Annotated in this window: 24 protein-coding genes and 1 pseudogene; 16 read left to right on the forward strand and 9 right to left on the reverse strand. The window is 65.5% G+C overall.

Going from position 1 to position 21,223, the window contains the following annotated elements; translation table 11 throughout:
• Positions 1-38: 38 nt before the first annotated feature.
• Entirely contained in the window at positions 39-242 is a 204-nt protein-coding gene (locus tag ABD134_RS15200; RefSeq protein ID WP_344231055.1) for a cold-shock protein, read from the reverse strand.
• A gap of 578 nt (positions 243-820) precedes the next feature.
• Here ABD134_RS15200 and ABD134_RS15205 point away from each other — a divergent pair.
• Positions 821-1,162: a DUF8129 domain-containing protein gene (locus ABD134_RS15205; RefSeq protein WP_344231057.1), complete on the forward strand. Its 342-nt coding sequence runs from the start codon at positions 821-823 to the stop codon at positions 1,160-1,162.
• Between the two features lie 161 nt (positions 1,163-1,323).
• Positions 1,324-1,767, forward strand: coding sequence for a DUF6098 family protein (locus tag ABD134_RS15210; protein WP_344231059.1), 444 nt, complete (start codon positions 1,324-1,326; stop codon positions 1,765-1,767).
• Positions 1,768-1,929: 162 nt separating this feature from the next.
• On the opposite strand, the gene ABD134_RS15215 is transcribed toward ABD134_RS15210, so the two are convergent.
• Entirely contained in the window at positions 1,930-2,292 is a 363-nt protein-coding gene (locus tag ABD134_RS15215; RefSeq protein WP_344231061.1) for a TIR domain-containing protein, read from the reverse strand.
• A gap of 555 nt (positions 2,293-2,847) precedes the next feature.
• Between ABD134_RS15215 and ABD134_RS15220 the strand changes: the two genes are divergently transcribed.
• Positions 2,848-3,063 carry a hypothetical protein gene (locus ABD134_RS15220; RefSeq protein WP_344231063.1) on the forward strand — a complete coding sequence of 72 codons (216 nt, stop codon included), beginning with the start codon at positions 2,848-2,850 and terminating at the stop codon, positions 3,061-3,063.
• Between the two features lie 234 nt (positions 3,064-3,297).
• Here ABD134_RS15220 and ABD134_RS15225 read toward each other — a convergent pair whose 3' ends face one another.
• Both ABD134_RS15225 and ABD134_RS15230 read right to left on the reverse strand, forming a co-directional pair.
• The gene (locus tag ABD134_RS15225) at positions 3,298-4,062 is read right to left on the reverse strand and encodes a GAF and ANTAR domain-containing protein (RefSeq protein WP_344231065.1); all 765 of its coding nucleotides are present in this window, start codon (positions 4,060-4,062) and stop codon (positions 3,298-3,300) included.
• A 658-nt stretch (positions 4,063-4,720) separates the two neighbouring features.
• Complete coding sequence (locus ABD134_RS15230) at positions 4,721-5,365, reverse strand: isochorismatase family protein (protein WP_344231067.1); 645 nt, start codon at positions 5,363-5,365, stop codon at positions 4,721-4,723.
• A 141-nt stretch (positions 5,366-5,506) separates the two neighbouring features.
• On the opposite strand from ABD134_RS15230, the gene ABD134_RS15235 reads away from it, so the two are divergent.
• The 11 genes from ABD134_RS15235 to ABD134_RS15285 all read left to right on the forward strand — a co-directional run bounded on the left by ABD134_RS15235 (position 5,507) and on the right by ABD134_RS15285 (position 15,266).
• Entirely contained in the window at positions 5,507-6,439 is a 933-nt protein-coding gene (locus ABD134_RS15235; RefSeq protein WP_344231069.1) for a GlxA family transcriptional regulator, read from the forward strand.
• Between the two features lie 577 nt (positions 6,440-7,016).
• On the forward strand, positions 7,017-7,226 hold the full coding sequence (locus ABD134_RS15240) for a heavy-metal-associated domain-containing protein (protein WP_344231071.1): 210 nt from the start codon (positions 7,017-7,019) through the stop codon (positions 7,224-7,226).
• Positions 7,226-7,864 (forward strand): YdhK family protein, encoded by a 639-nt coding sequence (locus ABD134_RS15245; RefSeq protein WP_344231074.1) that lies wholly within the window; start codon positions 7,226-7,228, stop codon positions 7,862-7,864. The genes ABD134_RS15240 and ABD134_RS15245 overlap by 1 nt, the downstream gene beginning before the upstream one ends.
• 64 nt (positions 7,865-7,928) lie before the next feature.
• Positions 7,929-10,253, forward strand: a complete 2,325-nt coding sequence (locus tag ABD134_RS15250; RefSeq protein ID WP_344231076.1) for a heavy metal translocating P-type ATPase — start codon at positions 7,929-7,931, stop codon at positions 10,251-10,253.
• Between the two features lie 32 nt (positions 10,254-10,285).
• Positions 10,286-10,639: a metal-sensitive transcriptional regulator gene (locus tag ABD134_RS15255; RefSeq protein WP_378108498.1), complete on the forward strand. Its 354-nt coding sequence runs from the start codon at positions 10,286-10,288 to the stop codon at positions 10,637-10,639.
• A gap of 207 nt (positions 10,640-10,846) precedes the next feature.
• The gene (locus ABD134_RS15260) at positions 10,847-12,283 is read left to right on the forward strand and encodes an MFS transporter (protein WP_344231078.1); all 1,437 of its coding nucleotides are present in this window, start codon (positions 10,847-10,849) and stop codon (positions 12,281-12,283) included.
• Positions 12,284-12,337: 54 nt separating this feature from the next.
• Positions 12,338-12,667 (forward strand): carboxymuconolactone decarboxylase family protein, encoded by a 330-nt coding sequence (locus ABD134_RS15265; protein WP_344231080.1) that lies wholly within the window; start codon positions 12,338-12,340, stop codon positions 12,665-12,667.
• Positions 12,668-12,882: 215 nt separating this feature from the next.
• Complete coding sequence (locus tag ABD134_RS15270; RefSeq protein WP_344231081.1) at positions 12,883-13,122, forward strand: ribbon-helix-helix domain-containing protein; 240 nt, start codon at positions 12,883-12,885, stop codon at positions 13,120-13,122.
• Positions 13,119-13,439, forward strand: coding sequence for a type II toxin-antitoxin system RelE/ParE family toxin (locus tag ABD134_RS15275; protein WP_344231082.1), 321 nt, complete (start codon positions 13,119-13,121; stop codon positions 13,437-13,439). Before ABD134_RS15270 ends, ABD134_RS15275 begins: the two co-directional genes overlap by 4 nt.
• 268 nt (positions 13,440-13,707) lie before the next feature.
• Positions 13,708-14,211, forward strand: a complete 504-nt coding sequence (locus ABD134_RS15280; protein WP_344231083.1) for a transporter substrate-binding domain-containing protein — start codon at positions 13,708-13,710, stop codon at positions 14,209-14,211.
• Positions 14,208-15,266 carry a cation diffusion facilitator family transporter gene (locus tag ABD134_RS15285; protein ID WP_344231085.1) on the forward strand — a complete coding sequence of 353 codons (1,059 nt, stop codon included), beginning with the start codon at positions 14,208-14,210 and terminating at the stop codon, positions 15,264-15,266. The genes ABD134_RS15280 and ABD134_RS15285 overlap by 4 nt, the downstream gene beginning before the upstream one ends.
• Before the next feature lie 190 nt (positions 15,267-15,456).
• Here the strand turns inward: ABD134_RS15285 and ABD134_RS15290 are convergent, their stop codons facing one another.
• The 3 genes from ABD134_RS15290 to ABD134_RS15300 form a co-directional block, all read right to left on the reverse strand.
• The gene (locus tag ABD134_RS15290) at positions 15,457-16,182 is read right to left on the reverse strand and encodes a hypothetical protein (protein ID WP_344231087.1); all 726 of its coding nucleotides are present in this window, start codon (positions 16,180-16,182) and stop codon (positions 15,457-15,459) included.
• Entirely contained in the window at positions 16,179-16,574 is a 396-nt protein-coding gene (locus tag ABD134_RS15295) for a hypothetical protein (RefSeq protein WP_344231089.1), read from the reverse strand. Before ABD134_RS15295 ends, ABD134_RS15290 begins: the two co-directional genes overlap by 4 nt.
• Before the next feature lie 317 nt (positions 16,575-16,891).
• Positions 16,892-17,974, reverse strand: a complete 1,083-nt coding sequence (locus tag ABD134_RS15300; RefSeq protein ID WP_344231091.1) for a hypothetical protein — start codon at positions 17,972-17,974, stop codon at positions 16,892-16,894.
• 687 nt (positions 17,975-18,661) lie between these two features.
• On the opposite strand from ABD134_RS15300, the gene ABD134_RS15305 reads away from it, so the two are divergent.
• A complete protein-coding gene (locus ABD134_RS15305; RefSeq protein ID WP_344231093.1) occupies positions 18,662-19,018 on the forward strand; it encodes a DUF1622 domain-containing protein in 357 nt (118 codons plus the stop codon).
• A 39-nt stretch (positions 19,019-19,057) separates the two neighbouring features.
• A pseudogene (locus ABD134_RS15310) lies at positions 19,058-19,192 on the forward strand (SUMF1/EgtB/PvdO family nonheme iron enzyme); the annotation flags it as partial.
• 458 nt (positions 19,193-19,650) lie between these two features.
• Here the strand turns inward: ABD134_RS15310 and ABD134_RS15315 are convergent.
• Together ABD134_RS15315 and ABD134_RS15320 are read right to left on the reverse strand one after the other, a co-directional pair.
• Positions 19,651-19,953 (reverse strand): histone-like nucleoid-structuring protein Lsr2, encoded by a 303-nt coding sequence (locus ABD134_RS15315; RefSeq protein WP_344231095.1) that lies wholly within the window; start codon positions 19,951-19,953, stop codon positions 19,651-19,653.
• Positions 19,954-20,012: 59 nt separating this feature from the next.
• A complete protein-coding gene (locus tag ABD134_RS15320) occupies positions 20,013-21,176 on the reverse strand; it encodes an ATP-binding protein (RefSeq protein ID WP_344231097.1) in 1,164 nt (387 codons plus the stop codon).
• Positions 21,177-21,223 lie beyond the last annotated feature (47 nt).

The raw sequence follows: 21,223 nt of genomic DNA on the forward strand, positions 1-21,223 counted from the left end.
TCCCCAAAGGAAGGCGGCCGGCCTGGTTCTTGATCAGATCAGAGTGGGCGGACCGATGAGGCCTGCATGCCCTTGGCGCCCTGCTCGGCTTCGTACTCGACCTTTTGGTCCTCTTGGAGTTCGCGGAAGCCGCCGCCAACGATGGCGGAGAAGTGCACGAAGATGTCAGCGGAGTTATCGTCCGGGGCGATGAAGCCGAAGCCCTTCTCAGCGTTGAACCACTTGACGGTACCGGTGGCCATGGATGCCTCTTTCATTGACGGTCTACCTGCCGAGCCTTCGTCGAGGGCGAAGCGGCGTGTGCAAGCCTCATCCCAGTGCGCCGGTCGGCCGTGAGGGTCCATCCGGCCCGCAATGAAGACGGACTTACTGCTACTACGACTTCTGTGTCTACCGTACGAGACAACCAATCAACGGACCAGCGCCCAGGCGCATGACAGTTCGTTCCCTTTCGGGTGCAACGGGGCAGCTAATCGTCCGAGAGCTTCACGAGTCTTGCATGGCTAGGTAACGGTGTGGCCTGCCGGCTCAGACGACCGAGAGGACCGATGGTGAGCGCGCAGGATGACGCGGAGCGATCCATACGCCGTTCTTGGCCGATAGCCGGCTCAAGCGCTGAGCTTCCGTCTGAAATTCTGCGTGTTCGCGATCCATCAGGGCCCTCCCACTCCGATAGCTTTTCCGCTCAGGAAACTGTCACTTGGTTTCCTTAGAAGCAACCAAATATCTGACGGCCCGTGACCAGCGGGCGAAGGTTACCAAGCGCCTGGGTCGCTGTTACCTTGGGGAATTCGAGCAGCCCCCTCTGCCAGGGAGAACAATGAACGACGTACCAAACCATGACCAGCTACCCCTGCCGGACTATGACCACATCCCACTGGGGACATTGCCCACCAGGATCACCGGACTCAGCCAGGAGCAGGTGAACCAGCTACTGATCTACGAGACCGCGCATGGCAATCGACTTCCGGTGGTCCAGGTGCTGGAACGACGCCTCGATGCCTTGCGCAACGGTGCTGAGCCGTCTGGTCCGGCCGTGCCTGATACACCCGAAGTCGGTGAGGGCCGTGCTGGTTCACCGGTCTCCCCGCAGACATCCGGCCCGAACGTCGTTCCACCCTTTCACGGCAACCCCGCCTACCCTTCGCAACCGGATAAGTAGACCCCAAAACGAACGGATTCCCAGAGCAAGCCGCGGCCGGTTCGATCGGGCAGCAGGGTCCATCAATGCGGCCGAGGACACCAGAGCTCACAGGGGATTCCACGACCGAAACGGTCTGCGGAAAGCAACCATGAGACCCCTCGGCCTGCGGACGCAAGGCCATGGATGGAGAGGTAGACATGATCGACGGGGTGCCCTTGATCAGTAGCCTCGCCGAGCTGGAGGCCTTGCTTGAGCAGGATGCCAATCTCTACGTACGGTACTCCGAGGGTTACGACGCGGACCGCAACGGTGGCAGCCTCGACACCGAAAGCGGCCTGGAGTTGCCTGGTCTATCGGTCAACCCGCTCCACCCGGAACCATGGTGGACGCGTCCGGCGGCCGACTGGCTGGCCCGGCAACTGTGTCAGTACAAGCAACTGCAGGACAAAAACCCTGACCGGTTCGCCTGGGTGCTGCGCGGCCAGTGTGTCGGACGCGGCCCAGACTGTGAGCCCCTGATGGTCCACGTGGTACCGGTCGCCCGGCTGGCACAGCCCCTGCTGGCCGAAGCAGAACGCGTCTATCACCAGCGCTTCGACGTCGGCCAGGGCCCGGAGGACTGACCCACCGCGGCTCACGCCGGAGACAACGAATTCAGTTCTGACACCGTTACTTTCGTGCCGACGCATTCGTTCGCCCAGTCGGAGTCGTTCCGCGGGCCGTATCGCGCCAGCTCGGCACGTCCCTCTCCCGGCCTACGCTGTGCGGATTCGCCCCTGGCTGGATCATGTCTCCAGGTTCTGGGAGAGGTTTTCGAAGGTGGCCTCGGGATCAACATTGCCCCGCCAGTCCCTGGCCGTGGGACTGAAGACCGGAATGCCGAACATATCCCGCGTCGTATCGAAGGGGTCCGGGCCAGCGGACCCAATAATGTTGTTGGACGGCAATCCGTGGATATAGACGCCCAGTAACGGCTTTCGGTCCTGCCAAGCCTTCTCGATCTCGTACCGCACCCATTTCCGTGTAGCCGTTTGATTGCCGATCAGAACGATCACAGCCTCACTCTGGGACAGTTGATCATCGATCCTTCCGCGGATCGCCTCGGTCCCATTTCGGTGCACCTGATACCATGCCTGACTATTGAGCAATGGCTGGCCCTACAGTGCGTTAATGCTTCGAACGAGACGGACGCGCTCGAGGTCCCGCTCGTAGTCGAAGCTGTAGTACACCGTCTTTGCCATAAGAGCCCTCCCCAGCGAGGCTGCCCGGCCGGGCATCACACCCTCATTGTGTCCCAAGACACACTAGGGCGGGTGTCCCTCGACTGCTCGGATATCGCTTTTGGTCGAGGGCGATCGTGCCCGCTCTGCCGCTGTTGCATTTGCTCGAGGAGCATTCGAAGAATGCTAGATGTGCTAACTAGCTAGCCCGCTAGGTATCTGCCTTGTCTAGCTAGACAGGCGAGTTATTTGACTGTGCTCTCCGCCCCCGGATGACTCTGCGACGGAGAAGCTGTCCGCCGGCGTTGACTGCCTTGGCCGGTGGCCGACTCGCCCCGTTGGGAGGGAGCCCGAACATCAATCACTGACACCATGCGGGAAGTCATGATCGAATGGGCGCACTTGGCCCCGCGCCATGGAGGCTTTGAGGCATAAGCCGGGGTCGTCCCGATTCCGGTGCATTCCACCAGGAAAGGGAAAATCATGCTGAAGAAGCTCTCCGAGATGGGCGTCAAGTCCGGTTACCTTTACACAGCCGGCTTCGCCTCCATCGGGTTGACGTTCATGTCCTGGGCTGCCTCTCGGGGGAAAATGGATTCGAAGGCGCAGTCCGACCGGTGGGGTCTGTTTGTCGGGGAATGGACTCCGACGTTCTTCGCACTCGGCACGGCATTGAAGCTCGAAGAGACCAGCCGGTAACTCCGTCGCTGAACTAGCAGAGGCAAGGGGACGTGCGCAGCGACGCAAGTCCACGGCCACACAATCGAGCCGTCACACGAGGGGATTCCTCTACGAGCGGTGTTGGTGACGAAGGCTTGGCGTCCGTTCACCCGACTCCTGGCATTCGTGCCGCCGACCCTTGAAGTGACACCTCATCCGTAAACGACCGTCGGTGACACTGCTGGTTGTGGCCCAGCTTTCGGTGACGTCCCTTCAGTGGGGTATCGGTTCCCCGTCAGCCGAGGGGAGATTACCGGTGCTGGCTAAATGGTCGGCTACGTGGACAAGTTTGGTGTTGCTGTGGGAGCTGACGCCCGACAAAAGAAGAAAGGCTTGCTCGGCCGTGACGTTGTAGCGCTCCATAAGGATGCCCTTGGCCTGCCCGATCACATCCCGCGATTGTGCCGCATCCCGCAGCTGCTCGACTTTTTGCGTTCCAGCGAACGCGACAGCTACATGTGCTGCCACCAGCAGGCCAATTTGTTCGGCCTCGCAATCGAAGGCGTCGGATTCCCGGCTGTAGAGGTTGAGCGCGCCCAGATTGTCTCCCTCGATGAACAATTGGAAGACGAGCATGCTCTTGGCACCCAGGCCAAGGGCCCCGGCAGTGAAATCGGGCCATCGGCGCTCGGCTGCCAGATCGGGGACACTCACTGTCTTGTGCTCGAACGCTGCATCCAGGCAAGGCCCTTGGCCCACCTCCTCCTGCAACGCGGCGATTTCCCGGGCCAGATCCCCGGTGGGTACCCGTGTCTCGACTCTCTTGCGCCCGTGCACCAGGGTGATGGAAGCTTCCTGGGCTCCCGGAATCATACCGACAGCGGCACCGACCATGCGCTCCAGTACTGCCGCTTCGCCTTCTTCTGCGTGAAGGGAGCGGGCGAGTTCACTCATGTGCCGGGCGAGTTCATCGTCCCTAGGCCCCCCAAGGGTAGCCCCTTTTTCGTCATCCTTCCCCTGTGCCTCGTCATCACTCATGCCACATTTCTACAATGAATTTCCAGATCTCATAGCCGCCGCCGCGATTCGACGTCACTGGGGATTCGGACGCCCTGCCACAGACCATCAACGACCGTTTTCGGGCGCTTCATTTTGAGCCGCGGCCGGGAAGCCCTGAGGTGGTCTCAAGTCATGTGCGAAACATACTTGGTCGAGCCAAGGCCTAGAACGGATTTCGGCCCGCTTGGGAACCGCATGGATAGTCTGAGGCGATTGGTGCACTAACGAGTCCGCACCTGCGAAAACAAGAGGTGCTGCACCTACTGCAACTCTTTTGGTTGAACGCCGATAAGCTACCTTATGTAAAGTAAGTAGTTCATAGTTCGGATGGGTACATGGTGAGTGCTCCCCGATCGGGCGCAGAGCCGCGAATCTGATCGATCCGTCCGGGAAGTTGTACAAGCGGTCACTTGATCGGTCGCGATGGACGGTCGGGACTGAAAGGCTTTTTGCCGTTCTCTGGCAGGGTTAGGGCCATGAAATGAGGACTCTCGTGCGAACAGGCGTCGGGGCGGACTGCGGCCCCGAATCCGTGAGGGAGCTCGGGGCTGCAGTCGTTCGATGCGCCGGTGGATGATGCCGGTCCACTACCGGGCTACTTGAGACCCCGGGGCAGGTCCTCGGCGCGTCCTTGGGCTCAGACGGTGGCGATGGCCTGCCGGCCCTGGATGGCGGAGGAGCCGAGATCGCTGGTGGGCAGCGCGGTACCACCGGCGACGGCGGCGGTCCAGTCCTCGGTGGTGGCCACGGCGGCGAAGTTGGAGTGCAACAACACCATCAGGGTCTCGTGCAGCTGCTGGGCGCTGACGCTGCCGGCTGCGTTGGCCAGGTGGACGGCGCCGGTGGCGTCGGAGAGGACCTCCACGGCCACATCCAGCGGTTCGGCGTCGGCGGCTGTGCCCAGCACGCAGTTGTTGGTCATGTATCCCACCAGGGTGAGGGTGTCCACGCCCTGGTCCCGGACCCAGTCGGTCATGCCGGTGCCGGCGAACACGCTGGCGTAGGACTTGGTGACGCGCTTGGCTGATGAGTCCACGGCGGCTTCCACGTCGGGGTGGATCTTCCAGCCTTCGGAGCCGGCGGCGAACACCGGGGCGCCCTCGGGGTACTCGTGCTGGACGACGGCCACCGGCATCCCGGCCTGCTGAGCAGTGTTGATGGTGCTCACGATGTGGGCCAGGGAGTCCTCGCGGGGCGGGTACTGGATGGCCAGGGGCCCGTCGGCGTCGAAGTAGTCGTTCTGGACGTCGACGATTATTAGGGCACGGCGTGGGGTGGTCATGGAGAATCCTCCTGGGTCGGGTGCGGCCAAATCGGCCGGCTGGTTGGGTACGCCATCTAGCGTCGCGCACGTGCGGGACGTACCGTGAGTGGCGTAGCAGCATACTTTCGATGAGATCGGGCCAACACCATGCGGATTGCCGTGCATGCGTTCGAAGGGATCACCCTGTTTCACCTCGCCGCTCCCCTGCTGGTCTTCGGGGAGGTCACCCGCCAGCACCTAGCCGAGGACTGGACCTCGGTCGTCTTCAGTGACGACGGCGGCCCGGTTCGCACCGCCGAGGGCGTGTTGCTGGAGGATCTGGCCGGCCCGGAGGTGGCCGCGGAGGCGGACCTGCTGGTGCTGCCGTCCTGGCCGACGGACTCGCCTCCCGTGCCAGACCCGTTCGTCGCCTTGGTGCGCGGGGCGCACGAGCGGGGCGCGACGGTTGCCGGGTTGTGCCTGGGTGCCTTTCCTGTGGCCGCCAGCGGCGTGCTGGGCGGGCGGGCGGCCGTGACCCACTGGGCCGGTGCCGCGGAGCTGGCCCGGGCCTATCCCGACATGCCGGTTCAGCCGGCGGCGCTGTACCTGGACCACGGGGACGTGCTCACCTCGGCCGGGACGGCCTCGGCGCTGGATGCCTGTCTGCACATCGTGCGCACCCGGCTCGGCTCGTCCGCGGCAGCACAGGTAGCCCGGCACCTGGTCATCGCCCCGCACCGCGAGGGCGACCAGGCCCAGTACGTCGACCGGCCCCTGCCCGAGCATGACGGCACCGGACCGGTGGCCAAGGCCATGACCTGGGCCCTGGAGCACCTGGACGAGCCCCTGGACGTCACCGCGATGGCCGCCCGGGCCCACATGAGCCCGCGAAATTTCACCCGCCGGTTCCGCCAGACCACCGGCACCAGCCCCGCCAAGTGGCTACTGGCCCGCCGTCTGGACGACGCCCGGCGCCTGCTGGAGACCACCGAGTGGGGAATAGCCCGCATCGCCTCCGCTTGCGGATTCACCAATCCCGTGACATTCCGGCAGAACTTCGCGGCCGCCTACGCCACCACACCGACCTCCTACCGGCGCCGGTTCAAGTCGTAGCCGTCCAGAAGAGTCGGGCATGGTCGTCCCCAGAATTGGCCGACGATGTGGTGTTCGGGCGGCAGCCGTGTTCACTTTCCGGACTGTATTGACAACCGATTGTGGCCCCAGAGGGCTCGAATCCTGGTCCTGAGTCATGGCCGTTGAGGCAAGAAAGGACCCCGCTGACCGAAGCGCCCTCACGCCCAGGAGAAGGAACCATGTGCGCTTGCCGCGCAGGGTGGGGAGGGATCCAACCAGTGGCGCCTGGCCTGCCTCCGGCTAAGCACAGTCCAGCGCATGGTGCGGCACCTGCCACTCCCCGCGACGCTGGCCATTTGCCGCAGAAGACCCGGCGTCCCGGTCCGAACCCAGACGCCTCTCCTTTAGGGCGGGCGTTCGAGCAGGCCACTGTGTAGGCCTGTGGCTTCCGGTGCATCAAGCCGACCGTTTATGGGGTGCCGGCGCGAGCAGCCCAGGCGCGTGTGGCCCGGCTCATGCCGGCTCCGACGCGCTTGGCGGAATACCCGGCGGGGGTATATGGTTAGGCCCGGTACACATACCCCCTTGGGGTATCAGACTATGGAGAGGATGGCCGATGGCTGCGAACGAGTACCAGGTGACGGGCATGACCTGCGGGCACTGCGAGATGTCCGTGCGCGAGGAGGTCGGCGAGGTTCCCGGTGTTGAGGGCGTCCGGGTCAGCGCTCAGACGGGCCGGCTGGTCGTGACCGGCGCCGGGGAGGTCGAGGACGCGAAGGTTCTGGTCGCTGTGCAAGAGGCCGGTTACTCCGCGGTGCGGATCTGATGAACGCCGGTGGACGTCTCGCGCTCTACGGGGCGGGCCTGGCGGTGGCGTTTGGCGGGGCCTTCGGGCTCGCCGGCGCCCTCGTCCCGGACAGCTTCGTGGCGGCGTGGGAACAGCAGGGCCAGATGAACGAGCACAGCGAAGGAGTGGACGAGATGAACAGCAGCAGCCACGGACAGCACAGGGCCGGTGGCATGGCCGGACACGACCACGCCCCGCACGGCGGACCGGCCCCGGCAGGCATCCGGGCGGCGGCCGATCCCACGTACCCCGTCGGTTCGACCGTGGTCCTGGAGGCAGGGCACATGCCCGGCATGCAGGGTGCCACGGCCACGATCTCCGGTGCCTTCGACACGACCACCTACGCGGTCAGCTACACCCCCACCACCGGCGGGGAGCCCGTCGTGAACCACCGGTGGGTCGTGCACGAGGAGCTGCAGGACCCCAATGCGGCACCGTCGGCCGACGGGACCGCGGTGGTGCTGGAGGCCGAGCACATGGAGGGCATGGCCGGGGCCGCGGCGAGCATCGACTACTCGACCGGCGAGACCGTGTACATGGTCGACCTGGAAGTGGATGGCATGGAGATGACGCACCACAAGTGGGTCGTCGAAAGCGAGCTCCGGCCCGCCGACTGACGCGGCCGGGCCGCTGCCCAAGACAAGTGCCACGACAAACTGAGACGTACGGAGAAGGACAAAGATGAGCACATCAGCCCCCGCCACGGCCAGGCCGGCTATCGAACTGGAGATCGGCGGGATGACCTGCGCCTCCTGCGCGGACCGGATCGAGCGGAAGCTTAACAAGCTCGACGGTATCCAGGCGACGGTGAACTACGCCACCGAGAAGGCCAAGGTCACCGTCCCGGCCGGCTATGACCCGGCCCTGCTGGTCGCCGAGGTGGAGAAGACCGGGTACACCGCCGCCCTGTCCAAGCCCCAGGACACGAAGGACGCCGGGCCGGCGACGGCCGACGACGGGGGCGGGGAGGATCCCGAGGTGGCATCGTTGCGGCACCGGCTCATCGGCTCGGTCGTGCTCACGGTGCCGGTGATCGCGATGTCGATGATCCCTGCGCTGCAGTTCACTTACTGGCAATGGCTGTCCTTGGCCCTGGCGGCCCCGGTGATCGTCTGGGCGGCGTGGCCGTTCCACCAGGCGGCGTGGACCAATCTGAAGCACGGCACCGCGACCATGGACACCCTGATCTCGATGGGCACCTCCGCGGCGATGCTGTGGTCGGTGTACGCCCTGTTCTTCGGCACCGCGGGCACCCCAGGCCTGGTGCACCCCTTCGAGTTCACGATCGCCCCCTCGGACGGTGCGGCGAACATCTACCTCGAGGTCGGGGCCGGGGTGACGATGTTCATCCTCGCCGGCCGGTACTTCGAGAAGCGCTCCAAGCGCCAGGCCGGTGCGGCGCTGCGGGCCCTGCTGGAGCTGGGCGCCAAGGAGGTCTCCGTGCTGCGCGACGGCGCCGAGGTGAAGATCCCGACCGTCGAGCTGGCCGTCGGGGATGAGTTCATCGTCCGGCCCGGGGAGAAGATCGCCACCGACGGTGTGGTGGTCTCCGGCACGTCCGCCGTGGACGCCTCGATGCTCACCGGCGAGTCCGTACCGGTTGAGGTCACCGAGTCCGACGCGGTCACCGGGGCCACCGTGAACGCCGGTGGGCGCCTGGTGGTCCGGGCCACCCGGGTGGGTGCGGACACCCAGCTGGCACAGATGGCCCGGCTGGTGGAGGACGCCCAGACCGGCAAGGCCGAGGTCCAGCGTCTGGCCGACCGGGTCTCGGGGATCTTCGTGCCCATCGTGATCGTCATCGCGGTGGTCACCCTCGGCGCCTGGCTGGGTGCCGGATTCCCCGTCGCCGCCGCCTTCACCGCCGCCGTCGCGGTCCTGGTCATCGCCTGCCCCTGCGCCCTGGGCCTGGCCACCCCGACCGCGTTGCTGGTTGGCACCGGTCGCGGCGCGCAGTTGGGCATCCTCATCAAGGGCCCCGAGGTGCTGGAGTCCACCCGCAGGGTTGACACCGTGGTGCTGGACAAGACCGGCACCGTCACCACCGGCAAGATGACCTTGATTGAGGTCATCACCGAACCCGGCGTGGACCGGGCCGAGCTGCTGCGCTACGCCGGGGCCCTGGAGGACGCCTCCGAGCACCCCATCGCCCAGGCCATCGCCGCCGGCGCCACCCAGGAAGTCGGCGTGCTGCCCACCCCGGAGGACTTCGCCAACATCGAAGGCAAGGGCGTGCAGGGCGTCGTGGAGGGCACCGGTGTGGTCATCGGCCGCGAATCCCTGCTGGCGGACTGGTCACAGTACCTCTCCGCCGAGGTGTCCTCCGCCAAGGCCCGAGCCGAGGGTCAGGGCAAGACCGTCGTCGCCATCGGCTGGGACGGGTCGGCCCGCGGCATCCTCGTCGTCGCCGACACCGTCAAGCCCACCAGCGCCGAGGCCATCGCCGGTCTCAAGGACCTCGGGCTGGCCCCGGTGCTGCTGACTGGGGACAACGAGGCCGTCGCGCGCCAGATCGCCGCCGAAGTCGGCATCGACCAGATCATCGCCGAAGTCCTGCCCCAGGAGAAGATCGACGTCATTGCCCGCCTCCAGCAAGACGGCAAGATGGTCGCCATGGTCGGGGATGGTGTCAACGACGCCCCCGCGCTGGCCCAGGCCGATCTCGGCCTGGCGATGGGCACCGGCACCGACGTGGCCATCGAGGCCGCCGACATCACCCTGGTGCGCGGAGACCTCCGCAGCGCGGTCGATGCGATCCGCCTGTCCCGCAAGACCCTGGGCACGATCAAGACGAACCTGTTCTGGGCCTTCGCCTACAACGTCGCCGCGATTCCACTGGCCGCCCTGGGCATGCTCAACCCAATGCTCGCCGGCGCGGCAATGGCCTTCTCCAGTGTCTTCGTGGTCGGCAACAGCCTGCGCCTGCGCGGGTTCACCAGCACGACCGGCACCACCACGGCACCGGCCACCAACACCGCCCCGGCGCCCCAGCCGGCCCACACCTGAACCGCCTGATCCAAACTCGAGTGGAGACCACCATGACCACCCCCGCCGAATCCACCAAATCCGTCGAAGTTACCGAGTCCGGTGAAGCCGGCCACGAGGCCGGGCACCACGGCTACATGTCCGACAAGGACCGCTACCTGGCCCGCCTCAAACGCATCGAGGGCCAAGTCCGCGGCGTCCACCGCATGGTCGACGAGGAAAAGTACTGCATCGACATCCTCACCCAGGTCAGCGCCCTGACCAGCGCCCTGGAGAACGTCGCCCTGAGCCTGCTGGATGACCACCTCAAGCACTGCGTCGTCAATGCCGCCCGCAACGGCGGAGCCGAGAGCGACGAGAAGATCGCCGAGGCCTCCGCGGCCATCGCCCGCCTCGTGAAGTCCTGAGCAGCCGGCCCCGGGCGACGCGCGCAGACCCGTTGCCCGACCGAGAGCGGCCCAGGCCCTGAACCCCTGACGCATGAACAGGGCCCCGTCCTGGGTGTCCGGCGACAAGCCGTGCCCGCCTTCGTCCTCGGCGACGCGGGCGAGCGGCACCACCAAGCATCTTCGGCGCGGCTCGACACCGCATGCAGAAAGAGAAAGAGAGAAGACATGGCCCCGACAACGAAGGCCCCGCCCCGCGGGGGGATCATACCCCTGCTGGTGATCGCGACGGCGCAGCTGATGATCGTGCTCGACGACTCGATCGTGAACATCGCCCTGCCCAGCATCCAGGACCAGTTGAGCGTCGATCCCGTCCACCTGCCCTGGATCGTCAACGGCTACATCCTCACCTTCGGCGCACTGCTGCTGCTCGGCGGCCGCGTCGGCGACCTCTGGGGACGCAAGCGGACCCTGCAGGTCGGGCTCCTGGTCTTCGTCCTGGGCTCGCTGGCCGGCGGGCTCGGCCAGAACGCCGAGATGCTCATCGCCGCCCGCGCCCTCCAGGGCATCGGCGCGGCCATGACCGCCCCCAACGTGCTGGCGCTGATCGCGACGACCTTCGAGGACAGGAAGATGCGGGACGCGGCGCTGTCGCTCTACGGGGCGATGTCGGGCCTCGGCATCGTCATCGGCCTGGTCCTCGGCGGTTTCCTCACCGACGCGCTGAGCTGGCGATGGGTGTTCTTCATCAACATCCCCATCGGCCTGCTCGTGCTCCTCGGTAGCCGCACCCTCGTGTCCCCGGAACGCCACACCGGGCGCCTGGGCCTCCTCGACGGGATCCTGGGCACCGCCGGCATGGTCTCGCTGGTGTACGCGATCACCCGCTTCGGCGAGGACGGACTCGCCGATCCGATCGCCTACACACTGGTCCTCGGGGCGACCGTGCTGCTCATCGCCTTCGTCCTCATCCAGCGCCGCAGCCGGGCCCCTCTGGTCCCACTGAGCCTGTTCAGGGATCGCAACCGCGCAGGGGCGTACCTGACGATGCTCGGCCTGGCGATCGGGCCGATGGGCATCCTGTACATCGTCACGCTCTACCTGCAGCAGGTCCAGCAGTACTCGCCCCTGGTCACCGGCCTATCGATGCTGCCCTTCGCCGCAGGCATCATCCTCGGCGCGGGCTCCGCCCCGAAGCTCCTGCTGAAGATCGCCCCGCGGTGGGTCACTGGGGTCGGCGGGCTCCTGAGCACCGCCGGCGCGCTGTGGATCGCCTGGGCCATCTCCGGCGAGGGCGGCTGGCTGCCCATCGCGCCCGGCTTCCTCGTCGTCGCCCTCGGGTTCGGGTTCGGTGTCATGTCCCTCACCCAGGCTGCGGTCTACCGGGTCGAGCCAGACAAGGCCGGCATTGCCTCGGCGCTGCTCAACTCAGCCCAGCAGATCGGCGTCGCCCTGGGACTGGCCGTGCTCGCCGGAGTCGCAGCGACCGTGACCGCCGCATCCGGCGGCACGGGCGCCCAGGCGCTGGTAGGCGGCTACAGCACCGCGCTGGTCGTCGGCGCGGGCATCCTCCTCGCCGCGGCAGTGCTCGCCGTGCTCACTCTCAGCGGCCGCGTGAACACCGAGGAGTACACGATCAAGGAACCAAGAAGCGTCCCGGCCTGAGGCACCACCAACCGGCAACGAAAACCAATAAACAACAAGCAACAAGGAGCACCAATGCACTCCCACAACGACGAAGCGAAGTTCATGGCCGACATCAAGGAGGCCGCACCGGAGATGGTCTCGGCCTTCTTCGGCTTCGACAAGGCGGTGTTCAAGAAGGACGCCGGCAACCTAGACTTGGCCACCCGCGAGCTGATCGCGGTCGGGGTGGCAGTGACCACGCAATGCCCGTTCTGCATCGAGGACCACGCCGAGCGCGCCGTCAAGGCCGGCGCGTCCAAGGCCGACGTCGCCGAAGCCGTCATGGTCGCCGCCGCCCTACGCGCCGGCGGCGGCGTCACCCACGGCTGGAAGGCGATGAAGGCCATCGCAGAGATGGACTGAGCACCATCGAGGTATCCTCTTGCACCCAGTCTCCACGGGTCATGTACGCAAGTTCAGTCATGCCCGGATTCTTTCAGGCACCGCCGACGATCAATCCCGATGGAGAGATTCCACCGGCGAGCACGACCCGCGAGAAGTGTCCCACTTCCTTGGAAGTGGAGCACCTTTGGCTACGTATCAATGGCAAAGTTTGTCATACGGTTTATGCTGGCCCCATGGCAACGATGAACGTATCCCTTCCCGACGGGCTCAAGGAGTTCGTCGAAACCCAGGTGGGCGAACGTGGCTACGGCACCAGCAGTGAGTTCGTCCGAGATTTGATTCGACGCGAGCAGGCACGGACGCAATTGCGCGCCTTGCTAGTGGAGGGCATGGGGTCAGGGCCGGGGTCGGAGATGGATGAGGCGTACTTCCAACGGATGCGTGAACGGATCCGGCTCTCTGGCGCGGCGTGAGCGCGCGCCGGGTCGTGACCACGCGGCGGGCCGATGAGGACATCACCGCAGCCGTTGAGTACTACCTCGGCCAAGGCGCTGCCACCGCAGCCTTGGCCTTCGTCGATGCCCTGGAAGACGCCAGGGTCCTCATCGGTGAGCATCCGCAACTGGGCTTCACGCGACTGGGAGCCGAGGTGGACATCCCTGAAATTCGCACCCTGGCCCTGCGCCGGTTCCCCTACCTGGCCTTCTACACCGACGACGTCGATGCCGTTCGTGTGCACCGGGTGCTGCACACCGCCCGGGACATCCCCTCCGAGCTCCTCGACGTCTGAACGCCCTCTGGAAGTCGCCACCAGTGTTTGGCGGGCGGGTGCATGTGGAGCTGCCTGAGTTCCTTTCCGTGGTCGGAGCGACATTCCCGACAGCAGGCCCGTAGTCCCTTATGTCAACTAAGCGGACTCAATGTCCCATCTGATGCATCGACCAGTCCTCCGGCGTACGCCTTCAGCTAGGTGTCGCCAAGTGTCTAACGGGGCCCCGATCTGCTTAGAGTGAGCGCAGGTCGGACTTCTAGTGACTGTAGATCGGAGGAGTGCATCCATGCGAGGCAAATGTAAATGGTGGTCGTCCCTGGCGGCCGGGCTGGCACTGGCCGCGGCCTTGGCACTGACCGGCTGCACGTCGTCGGGATATCCGGCGGACCCGGAGGGCACCATCGACAAGGCCACCAACGGCACGCTGAACGTGGGCGTGGTGCATCACCCGCCCTACGTGGACGCCTCCGGCGCGGAGCCAAGCGGGCCGGAGGTGGAACTGGTGGAAGGCTTCGCCCGGAAGATCGGCGCGGAGATCGAGTGGACCGTCTCCGGGGAGGAAGCCGTCATGACGGCCCTGCAGGCCGGGGACTTGGACCTGGTGGCCGGCGGGCTAACCAGCCAATCCCCGTGGAGCACCCACGGCGCCCTGACCCGTGACTACGCCGAGGACACGGGTCCGGACGGCAAGCCCGTGAAACTCGTGATGGCCGTCCCGCTGGGCGAGAATCAGATGCTCACCGAGCTCGAGGGTTACCTCGACTCCACACACCAGGGGGCACAACCATGAGCCAGAAGGACACCCGGCACGGCAAGGAGCAGAATGCCGACGGCCAGCGCCGATTCGGGCGGACCGAATTGCCGCCAGAGCAACAGGAGGCCGTGAAGAAGGCCATCCGCTTGGAGTGGATCACCATCGGCGTGCTGGTCGTGACCGTGGCCGCCGTCGCCGTGGTGATGGGCAACTCCCAGGCCATGAAGGCCGCCTGGATCGAGGACCTGTTGTCTTTCATCCCGCCGATAGCCTTCCTCATCGCCGTCCGGATCATCAACCACCCGCCCTCGCGCAAGCGGCCCTACGGAACCCACCGTGCCGTCGGTGTCGGGCACCTCGTGGCTTCCGTGGCGCTGCTCGTCATGGGTGGATACCTGGTGGTGGACTCCGCGATCGGATTGATCACCGCGGAGCACCCGCCGATTGGGTCCTTCCACCTGTTCGGGCAGACCATCTGGCAGGGCTGGTTCATGATCGTGATCATGCTGCTCTCCGTGCCGGGGCCGGTGATCCTGGGTCGGATGAAGATCAAGCTCGCCAAGGAACTGCACAACAAGGTGCTCTACGCGGATGCTGACATGAACAAGGCCGACTGGCAGACGGGCGTCGCCACCGCGGTGGGCGTGGCTGGGGTCGGGCTGGGCCTGTGGTGGTTCGATGCTGCCGCCGCCCTCTTCGTAGGCGCGTCCATCCTCTATGACGGCATCCGCAACGTCACCACCGCCATCACCGACCTGACCGACACCCGTGCCCGGACCATCGAGGGCAACGAGGAGCACCCCGTCATCTACCAGTCTGAGGACCACGCCAACTCAAAGGACTGGGTGCGCAGGGCCGGCGCCCGGGTGCGCGACCAAGGCCACGTGTTCCACATGGAGATGTTCGTGGTGCCCGAGCCCGATTCAGCGCCAGAGATGGAGCGGCTGCAGGACCTGCGTGATTCGCTGGCCGACCTGGACTGGAGGCTGGAGGACATCGTAGTGGTGCCCGTGCTGGAGCTACCGGCGGAAGTGCACGGCGGGACAGCGCACCTGCAGTCCGAAGGCGGACAAGAGTTCCAGGAGACCTGAGCCCAGCACTTTCTCCTGCAAGGAGTCAGGCGCAGAAGCCTATACAAGCTAGCTCGGGTGCCAGGCAGTGTCGGATCGTCGTTCGGCCTCGAATCGTTTGGACTCTTTGCCGCTGCGTCCCTGTGGTATCGCCGGATCGTGGAAGTACCGGAGTCTGTCGCGTGTACCTTCCGGTGTCCGCCCGGGCCTATCAGGGAGCAGGTGGGAGCATGCGCAGCCCGAGGAAGCTGAAGGCCTGCATGAGATCTGGGGTGTCTCGGTTGAGCTGGTGGTGTTCGATGTCGGTGAGGTGGGGGCTGGTCTGTCTATCGTCGGTGCGCTCGAAGAGTGCCCAGAGCACCAGGTCGTCCCCGTGCCGGGAGAGGAACTCGATCCCATCGCACAGATCCGACCCGTCCGCCGACCGTGCGCTCCACAGGTGCTGGGACACGGCTTGGGTCAGCTCTCGTGGTCGGGCATTCTTCAACGCGGCGGCGTCGAAATCTTCCAGCCCGTAGACGGAGATGGCCGTGGTGTGGAAATGCGGCCATAGGTCCGCGATGGTCGCCGAGGCCGTGACAACACAGAACCGGCCCCTCAGGCGTGCAGAGCTGGCCAGCCGATGGCGGGACCAGTCATCGACGTCAACGGTCCCCGCCGGCACGGTGGGATGCTCGGCCTCGTCCTGTGGATCCACCACGATCTGGTCCATCGCGACGACCAGGTTCGGGTCCGGGCGTAGCGGGGCCAGTAGTTCCACTAGGCAGGCGAACAGGCTCTGCCCCGCATAGATGGTGCGGTACAGCCCTCCGTCGAGGGCGTCCCAGCGGCCGGTGAACCGTCCCCCGGGCCCGGCCCAGCGCCAATCGGCCCATTCCCAGGGTTCGGGCTGATACCCCACCCGCCAGGCCCGCTCCTCGAGCTGGCGGATCCTCATCCGATGCGTGCGAAGGCCCGAGCCGCCGACAGCACCTGGGGGCCCACCCCGTCGGTGTCGTCCTCCCGCAGCACCCGTGCCGGGGAGCGATCCTCCAACTGCGGATTTGCTCCTTGGAACCACGCCTGCACCACGGCCGGGGAGTTCTGCGACTCCACGATCAACCCCGCGACCTGATAGGCCAGCCGCAGACGCTGCGCCACCACATGGCTGGGCACCCGCTCCCCCGCCGCCCACTGCCGTACCGCACGAGTCTCTTTCACTCCCCCGAGATACGCCACCAACCGCGCGCCCAACACCGCGCGGAGCCGGTCCACCAACGCGGCTAGATCCAGGGTCACCGATTCGCGGTACGTGCTCAGCCCCGGAGAGGCGGTCGTAGGAGTCGTCATGGCTCCATCCTCTCATGTCCTGTCGAAACACTCTATAAAACCCAGGGATATCACAACCTGAATCACTGAATAGAGTCCAATCATGGCCCGGAGGATAGGCGAGATCCCGGTATCTCAGCATTGATGCAGGCCGAATCGCCTGTTCGAATCGACCGCCACCGAGGCGTGGCCACACACTGCGGCCAACTCGGGCTCACAAGAACTCAGGTACCACCACCACCCGCAAATTGCCGGACTGCTCTTGAGGGCCGACTGACGTACTGCCGTTGCACAGGAGGCCTGGACATCAACGCCACGAGACGCTGCTAACCGGATCGTCAGTCGTTATAGGCGTCTGCCTTTTGCATGCGTTCGTGTTGCCTCTTGCTGTAGGTCGCGGCACGGATTTTTTCGTTGCTGTCGAAGTTGGAACCCAGCGCGCCGAACAGCGTTCCGAGTGATGCGGCCAGCCATGACAGTTCCGCGTAATCGAGGAGGCTGACCGGGTGCATGAGTTCGGAATGGAGGTAGCCGGGGCTGATCACGGCCAGGCTCAGCCCGAACAGGACGGCGGTAAGGACGAGGTACATCAGGGCTACGCTCGTGGCCACCATGATCACCGTTGTGACGTTGTCCATCCCGCCCTGCCACGGGGATACGATTTCTTTGCGTTTGTTCCATAAGCCATTGCGGAAAATGAGCCACCCGGTCAGCGCCAGGATGACTATGACGGCGATCATGACGAGTCGCGCTGGATGCGCCGCATCGGCCAAGGCCCAGATGGAGCTATAGTAAACCCCGAAAGCACCGGAAGCCGTGGCAGCGGTAATGGCGCCGGACAGGGCCGGCAACATACGTCCGGGCTTGTTGCTGCGGACCATCCCGGACAACAGGTTCAGTCGACTCAACCACCCGGGGAGCACGATATAGGCGGCATCGCCCCGCCCTTGCCGGGATACTCGGCGTGCGCCTTTGAACCCCAGGATGGTTTGGACAGTCTTCACCAGCGGGTAATCGTCGGCTCCTTCACGAGCTGAATGGATGACTGCTATCAGCAGCTTCCGGATCTTCGCCTTCAGACGAAAGGCACCCATCGCCGTCAACGACACCAACGCCGCTCGATGCGTCGCACTGACCTCGCACAATAATGGATCCTCGTCGTGGTACCGGGGCAGGTCGGTCAAGTACAGAACGAAATCCCACCCATACCGGCTCCTTAGCTCTCCGGCCTGGTCCATCAGCGGGATGTCTCCCTCCGCGGTCAGCGGCAAGTTTTCCTCGCCGACCTCGACCTCCCAGCGGTGACCATCATCGCCGTGATCCGATAAATCCTGCTTCAGGTCGCCGGCTGCCGATCGTGCCACTTGTCGTGACAGACCCGGGTCTACCATCAGCCCCACGACCATTGTCTGCATCTCCATGCACCCATCCTTGTGTCCGGTGTTCCTCTCCGTCTACCTCGCAGAGGAAGGTCTGCTGTCGTTTCGGACGCCACGCTGATGTGCCCGGACCTTCGCATTGTCCAGAACCGGCGAGGGCAAGACCACATCTTCATCGTCGGGGAGGACAAGACGCCGGGCGTGGATGCCGCCGGTGACCTCCAGGACGGTGACATAGTCCAGGTCACCGGAACGGTCCAGCAGATCGTCCAGGCCGATGCCGGGTCCGAGTGGGACTTCGCGCAGTCACTTCGTCGATGCTCCCTCCAGGAAGCCGTTATGGGACCCATGAGGGCAAGGCCGGAGCTGAAGGGCAGTGAAACAGCACACGGGACCAGGGACTTGTCCCAGTCCCCGAAAGCGCTGCAGCGGGGCAGGCGCAGGGTTAGGCGCGCGCTGAGGCTCTTGTCCTCTCTTATGTCGATCACCGCGAAGACGATCACCAGGAGACCGACGATCGATGAGGTACAGCCAGCGACGGCCGTGCTGGCCACGTCAGTCGCCCAGCCGGAAAGGAAAACTATCCGGGGGCGAAGAAAGTCGGGACGCCCATGATGATCTAGGCCCACCATCCCCGGGACAGTCGATAGCCTTTGGCTCGCAACGACCGGGCGCCTCCGGCTGTTACGGCCAATGGGTGCGCGCACCCGGAAACGAAGGGAGAGGCCAGTGGAGTTCCAGAGTGCCATGGAGGCCGTGGGCAAGGCGGTGGACATCGCCGGAGTGGTAGCGATCGTGCTGGGAATCACCGTGTCCACCCTCGTCGCCGCCGGGGCACTGCTGCGCAGAAGACCCGAGCAGGGCGGCATCTATCACCGGTACCGACGATCGCTGGGTCGGTCCATCCTGTTGGGACTGGAGCTGCTCGTGGCCGCCGACATCATCCGAACCGTGGCCATCGAACCTACCTTCGACTCGGTCGGCGTGCTGGCATTGATCGTGCTGATCCGCACCTTCCTCAGCTTCTCCCTCGAACTGGAGATCACCGGGCGCTGGCCCTGGCAGAAGAAGCCCCAACAGAGCTAACCGGATCCCGGACCCCACCTCGGTCACGGCGAACCCCAACGGCGGGTCCTCAAGGGCGGGTCCCACTTGTGCGCCCCGGAGTACTGCCTCCGCTACCGCCCGGCAGCACGGTCCCCGAAGACTGACGACAGCGCAACGACGCACATCGGGTTCCGCTGCGTCCGGTCCGCCTAGGGCCGACGCAGATCCTGCGGGCCCCGTTTGCCGCGAACGAAACTCGGGGCAGAGTCGTTGCCGATATATGTGAGGTCGGGGCGACGGTTGTGAACGTCTCGACAGGAGACCTGCCGAACCGTCCCCTGCCGCATGAGTTCGACACGGTCGCCCAGCGCGGAACTGGAGATTGCAGTGGATTCCCGTATGTTTCTTGGAGAAGCCACTCTCCCACCACGTTCCGTAAAGGCAAGCGGCTGCGGGAACCCTAAGAGGACGCCGGAGATCGGCTCGCCGGGCCAACGTCTTGGCGTCCCGCAAGGGCCGTCAGCGTCCATGCCCGGGACGGGTGTCCCTTGCGACCACACGGCCGGCCGCTCGGCCTGCACATTGACACCCTTGATTGGGGGTCAATGCGTCGAGTCTTGATACGCAGGGATACCAGTAAATGGACTCCGCCGACTGAGTTGACCTCTCCACTACTTCTGGGCGGCGTTGTTGTAAGCCTCGATAACGTCCCGGTGGATGCGCCCTCGGACGGAGACCTCGTACCCGTTCTCCTGGGCCCACTGGCGAATGACCGCGGCCTGGCGGCGTGGTGCCGGAGGCGCGGTGACCCGGGCAGCGCCGACGTAGGCCTTCAGATCCTTGCGCAGTTGCTTGGCATTGGCCGTGGACAGGTCCAGCTCGTAGTGTCGGCCGTCCAGGCCGAACAAGACGGTTTCCGTGGCCCGAGACCCGTCCAGGTCATCGATCAGGACTATTTCTGCCTTCTGGGCCATGACTTCCTCTGGTTGTGTTCTTTCTGCGGTCCGCACCGATGAATACAGCAGCCGAAAGTCTATCCGGGTCCGCCCTCGTCAGACCGGGTGTGCCGGGTGTGGCGGTCGGCCATGAGGTGGGCGGCGTGCTCGCGCAGGTATTCGCGCAGGTAGGGGGCGTCGAAGTCCACCAGTCCGTAGCCGGCGGCCTGGATCATGCCGGCCTTGAGCAGCCGGTCGCGGTAGACCCCGGCGTACTGGCTGGTCTTTCCCATCCGGGCGGCGATGTCGGCCAGCCGGGAGGCTCCGTCGTCCTGGGCCATCTTCACCAGAAAGGTCCGGTCCACCTCGGACAGGTCGGCCAGGGCCGGCTCGTGCACCAGGGCCCCGAGCCGGGCACGAGCCGCAGCCACCCCCGCGGTGACGTGCTCGGCGGTGATCGGACCGGTCCGGCCCTGCCGCCAGGTGTGATAACCCACCAACTGGATCATGAACGGATACCCGTTGGTGGCCCTCGCGCAGACCATGGCCAACTCATCGCTCAGACTCCGCCCGGCGTCGGTGACGATCTGCAAGAAGGAATCGGCGACTTCGGACACCGGGACATCGCGCAGCACCGGGCGCTCGGCCCGGCGCAGGAACGTCGTCGGCCGGGACTCCCCGGCCAGCAGCTCCTCGACGGCCCGGGGCAGCCCGGCCATGATCAGCGCGATCGGACGGCTTTCGCGGATGAGCATCTGGATGTCCCCGGCCAGGGTCTGCATCTGCTCCACGTCGAGGCTGTGGATCTCATCGACGGTAATGCACACCCCGGTCTGGTGGGCCGCCAACACATCCAATAGGGCCGCGACCTCGTCCACCCAGGGCCAGGATTCGGCCTCCGGGCTGGGGCTCTGACGGGACACTCCGCCCAGCGGGGTGGTCACCGACCACGTCGTGGCCCCATGGCCGCGGTCCACCGCACCCAGCTCCTGGCGTCGGACCCTGGCTCGCTGGGCGATCCGCTCCAACATGCCCGGGCCGGCGGTCACATGGATGACCACCCAGCCATTGGCCTGGGCCACCTCCCCCAACTCGTTGAGCATCACCGTCTTGCCCACCCCTCGCGCACCGGTCATCAGCTGCAACAGGTACGGAGAGCCCGGTCCGTCTTCGATAGACTCCTGGAACGCGTCCAGAACCGGCTGGCGCCCCACCAGCAACGGCGGCGTCGCCCCCGCAGTGGGCTTGAACGGATTCGACATGACCCTCCAGAGCTTTTATTGCTTTAGAAGCGATTATATCCTTTAGA

Origin of the sequence: Citricoccus alkalitolerans (assembly GCF_039528175.1) — a bacterium.
GTDB classification, from domain to species: domain Bacteria; phylum Actinomycetota; class Actinomycetes; order Actinomycetales; family Micrococcaceae; genus Citricoccus; species Citricoccus alkalitolerans.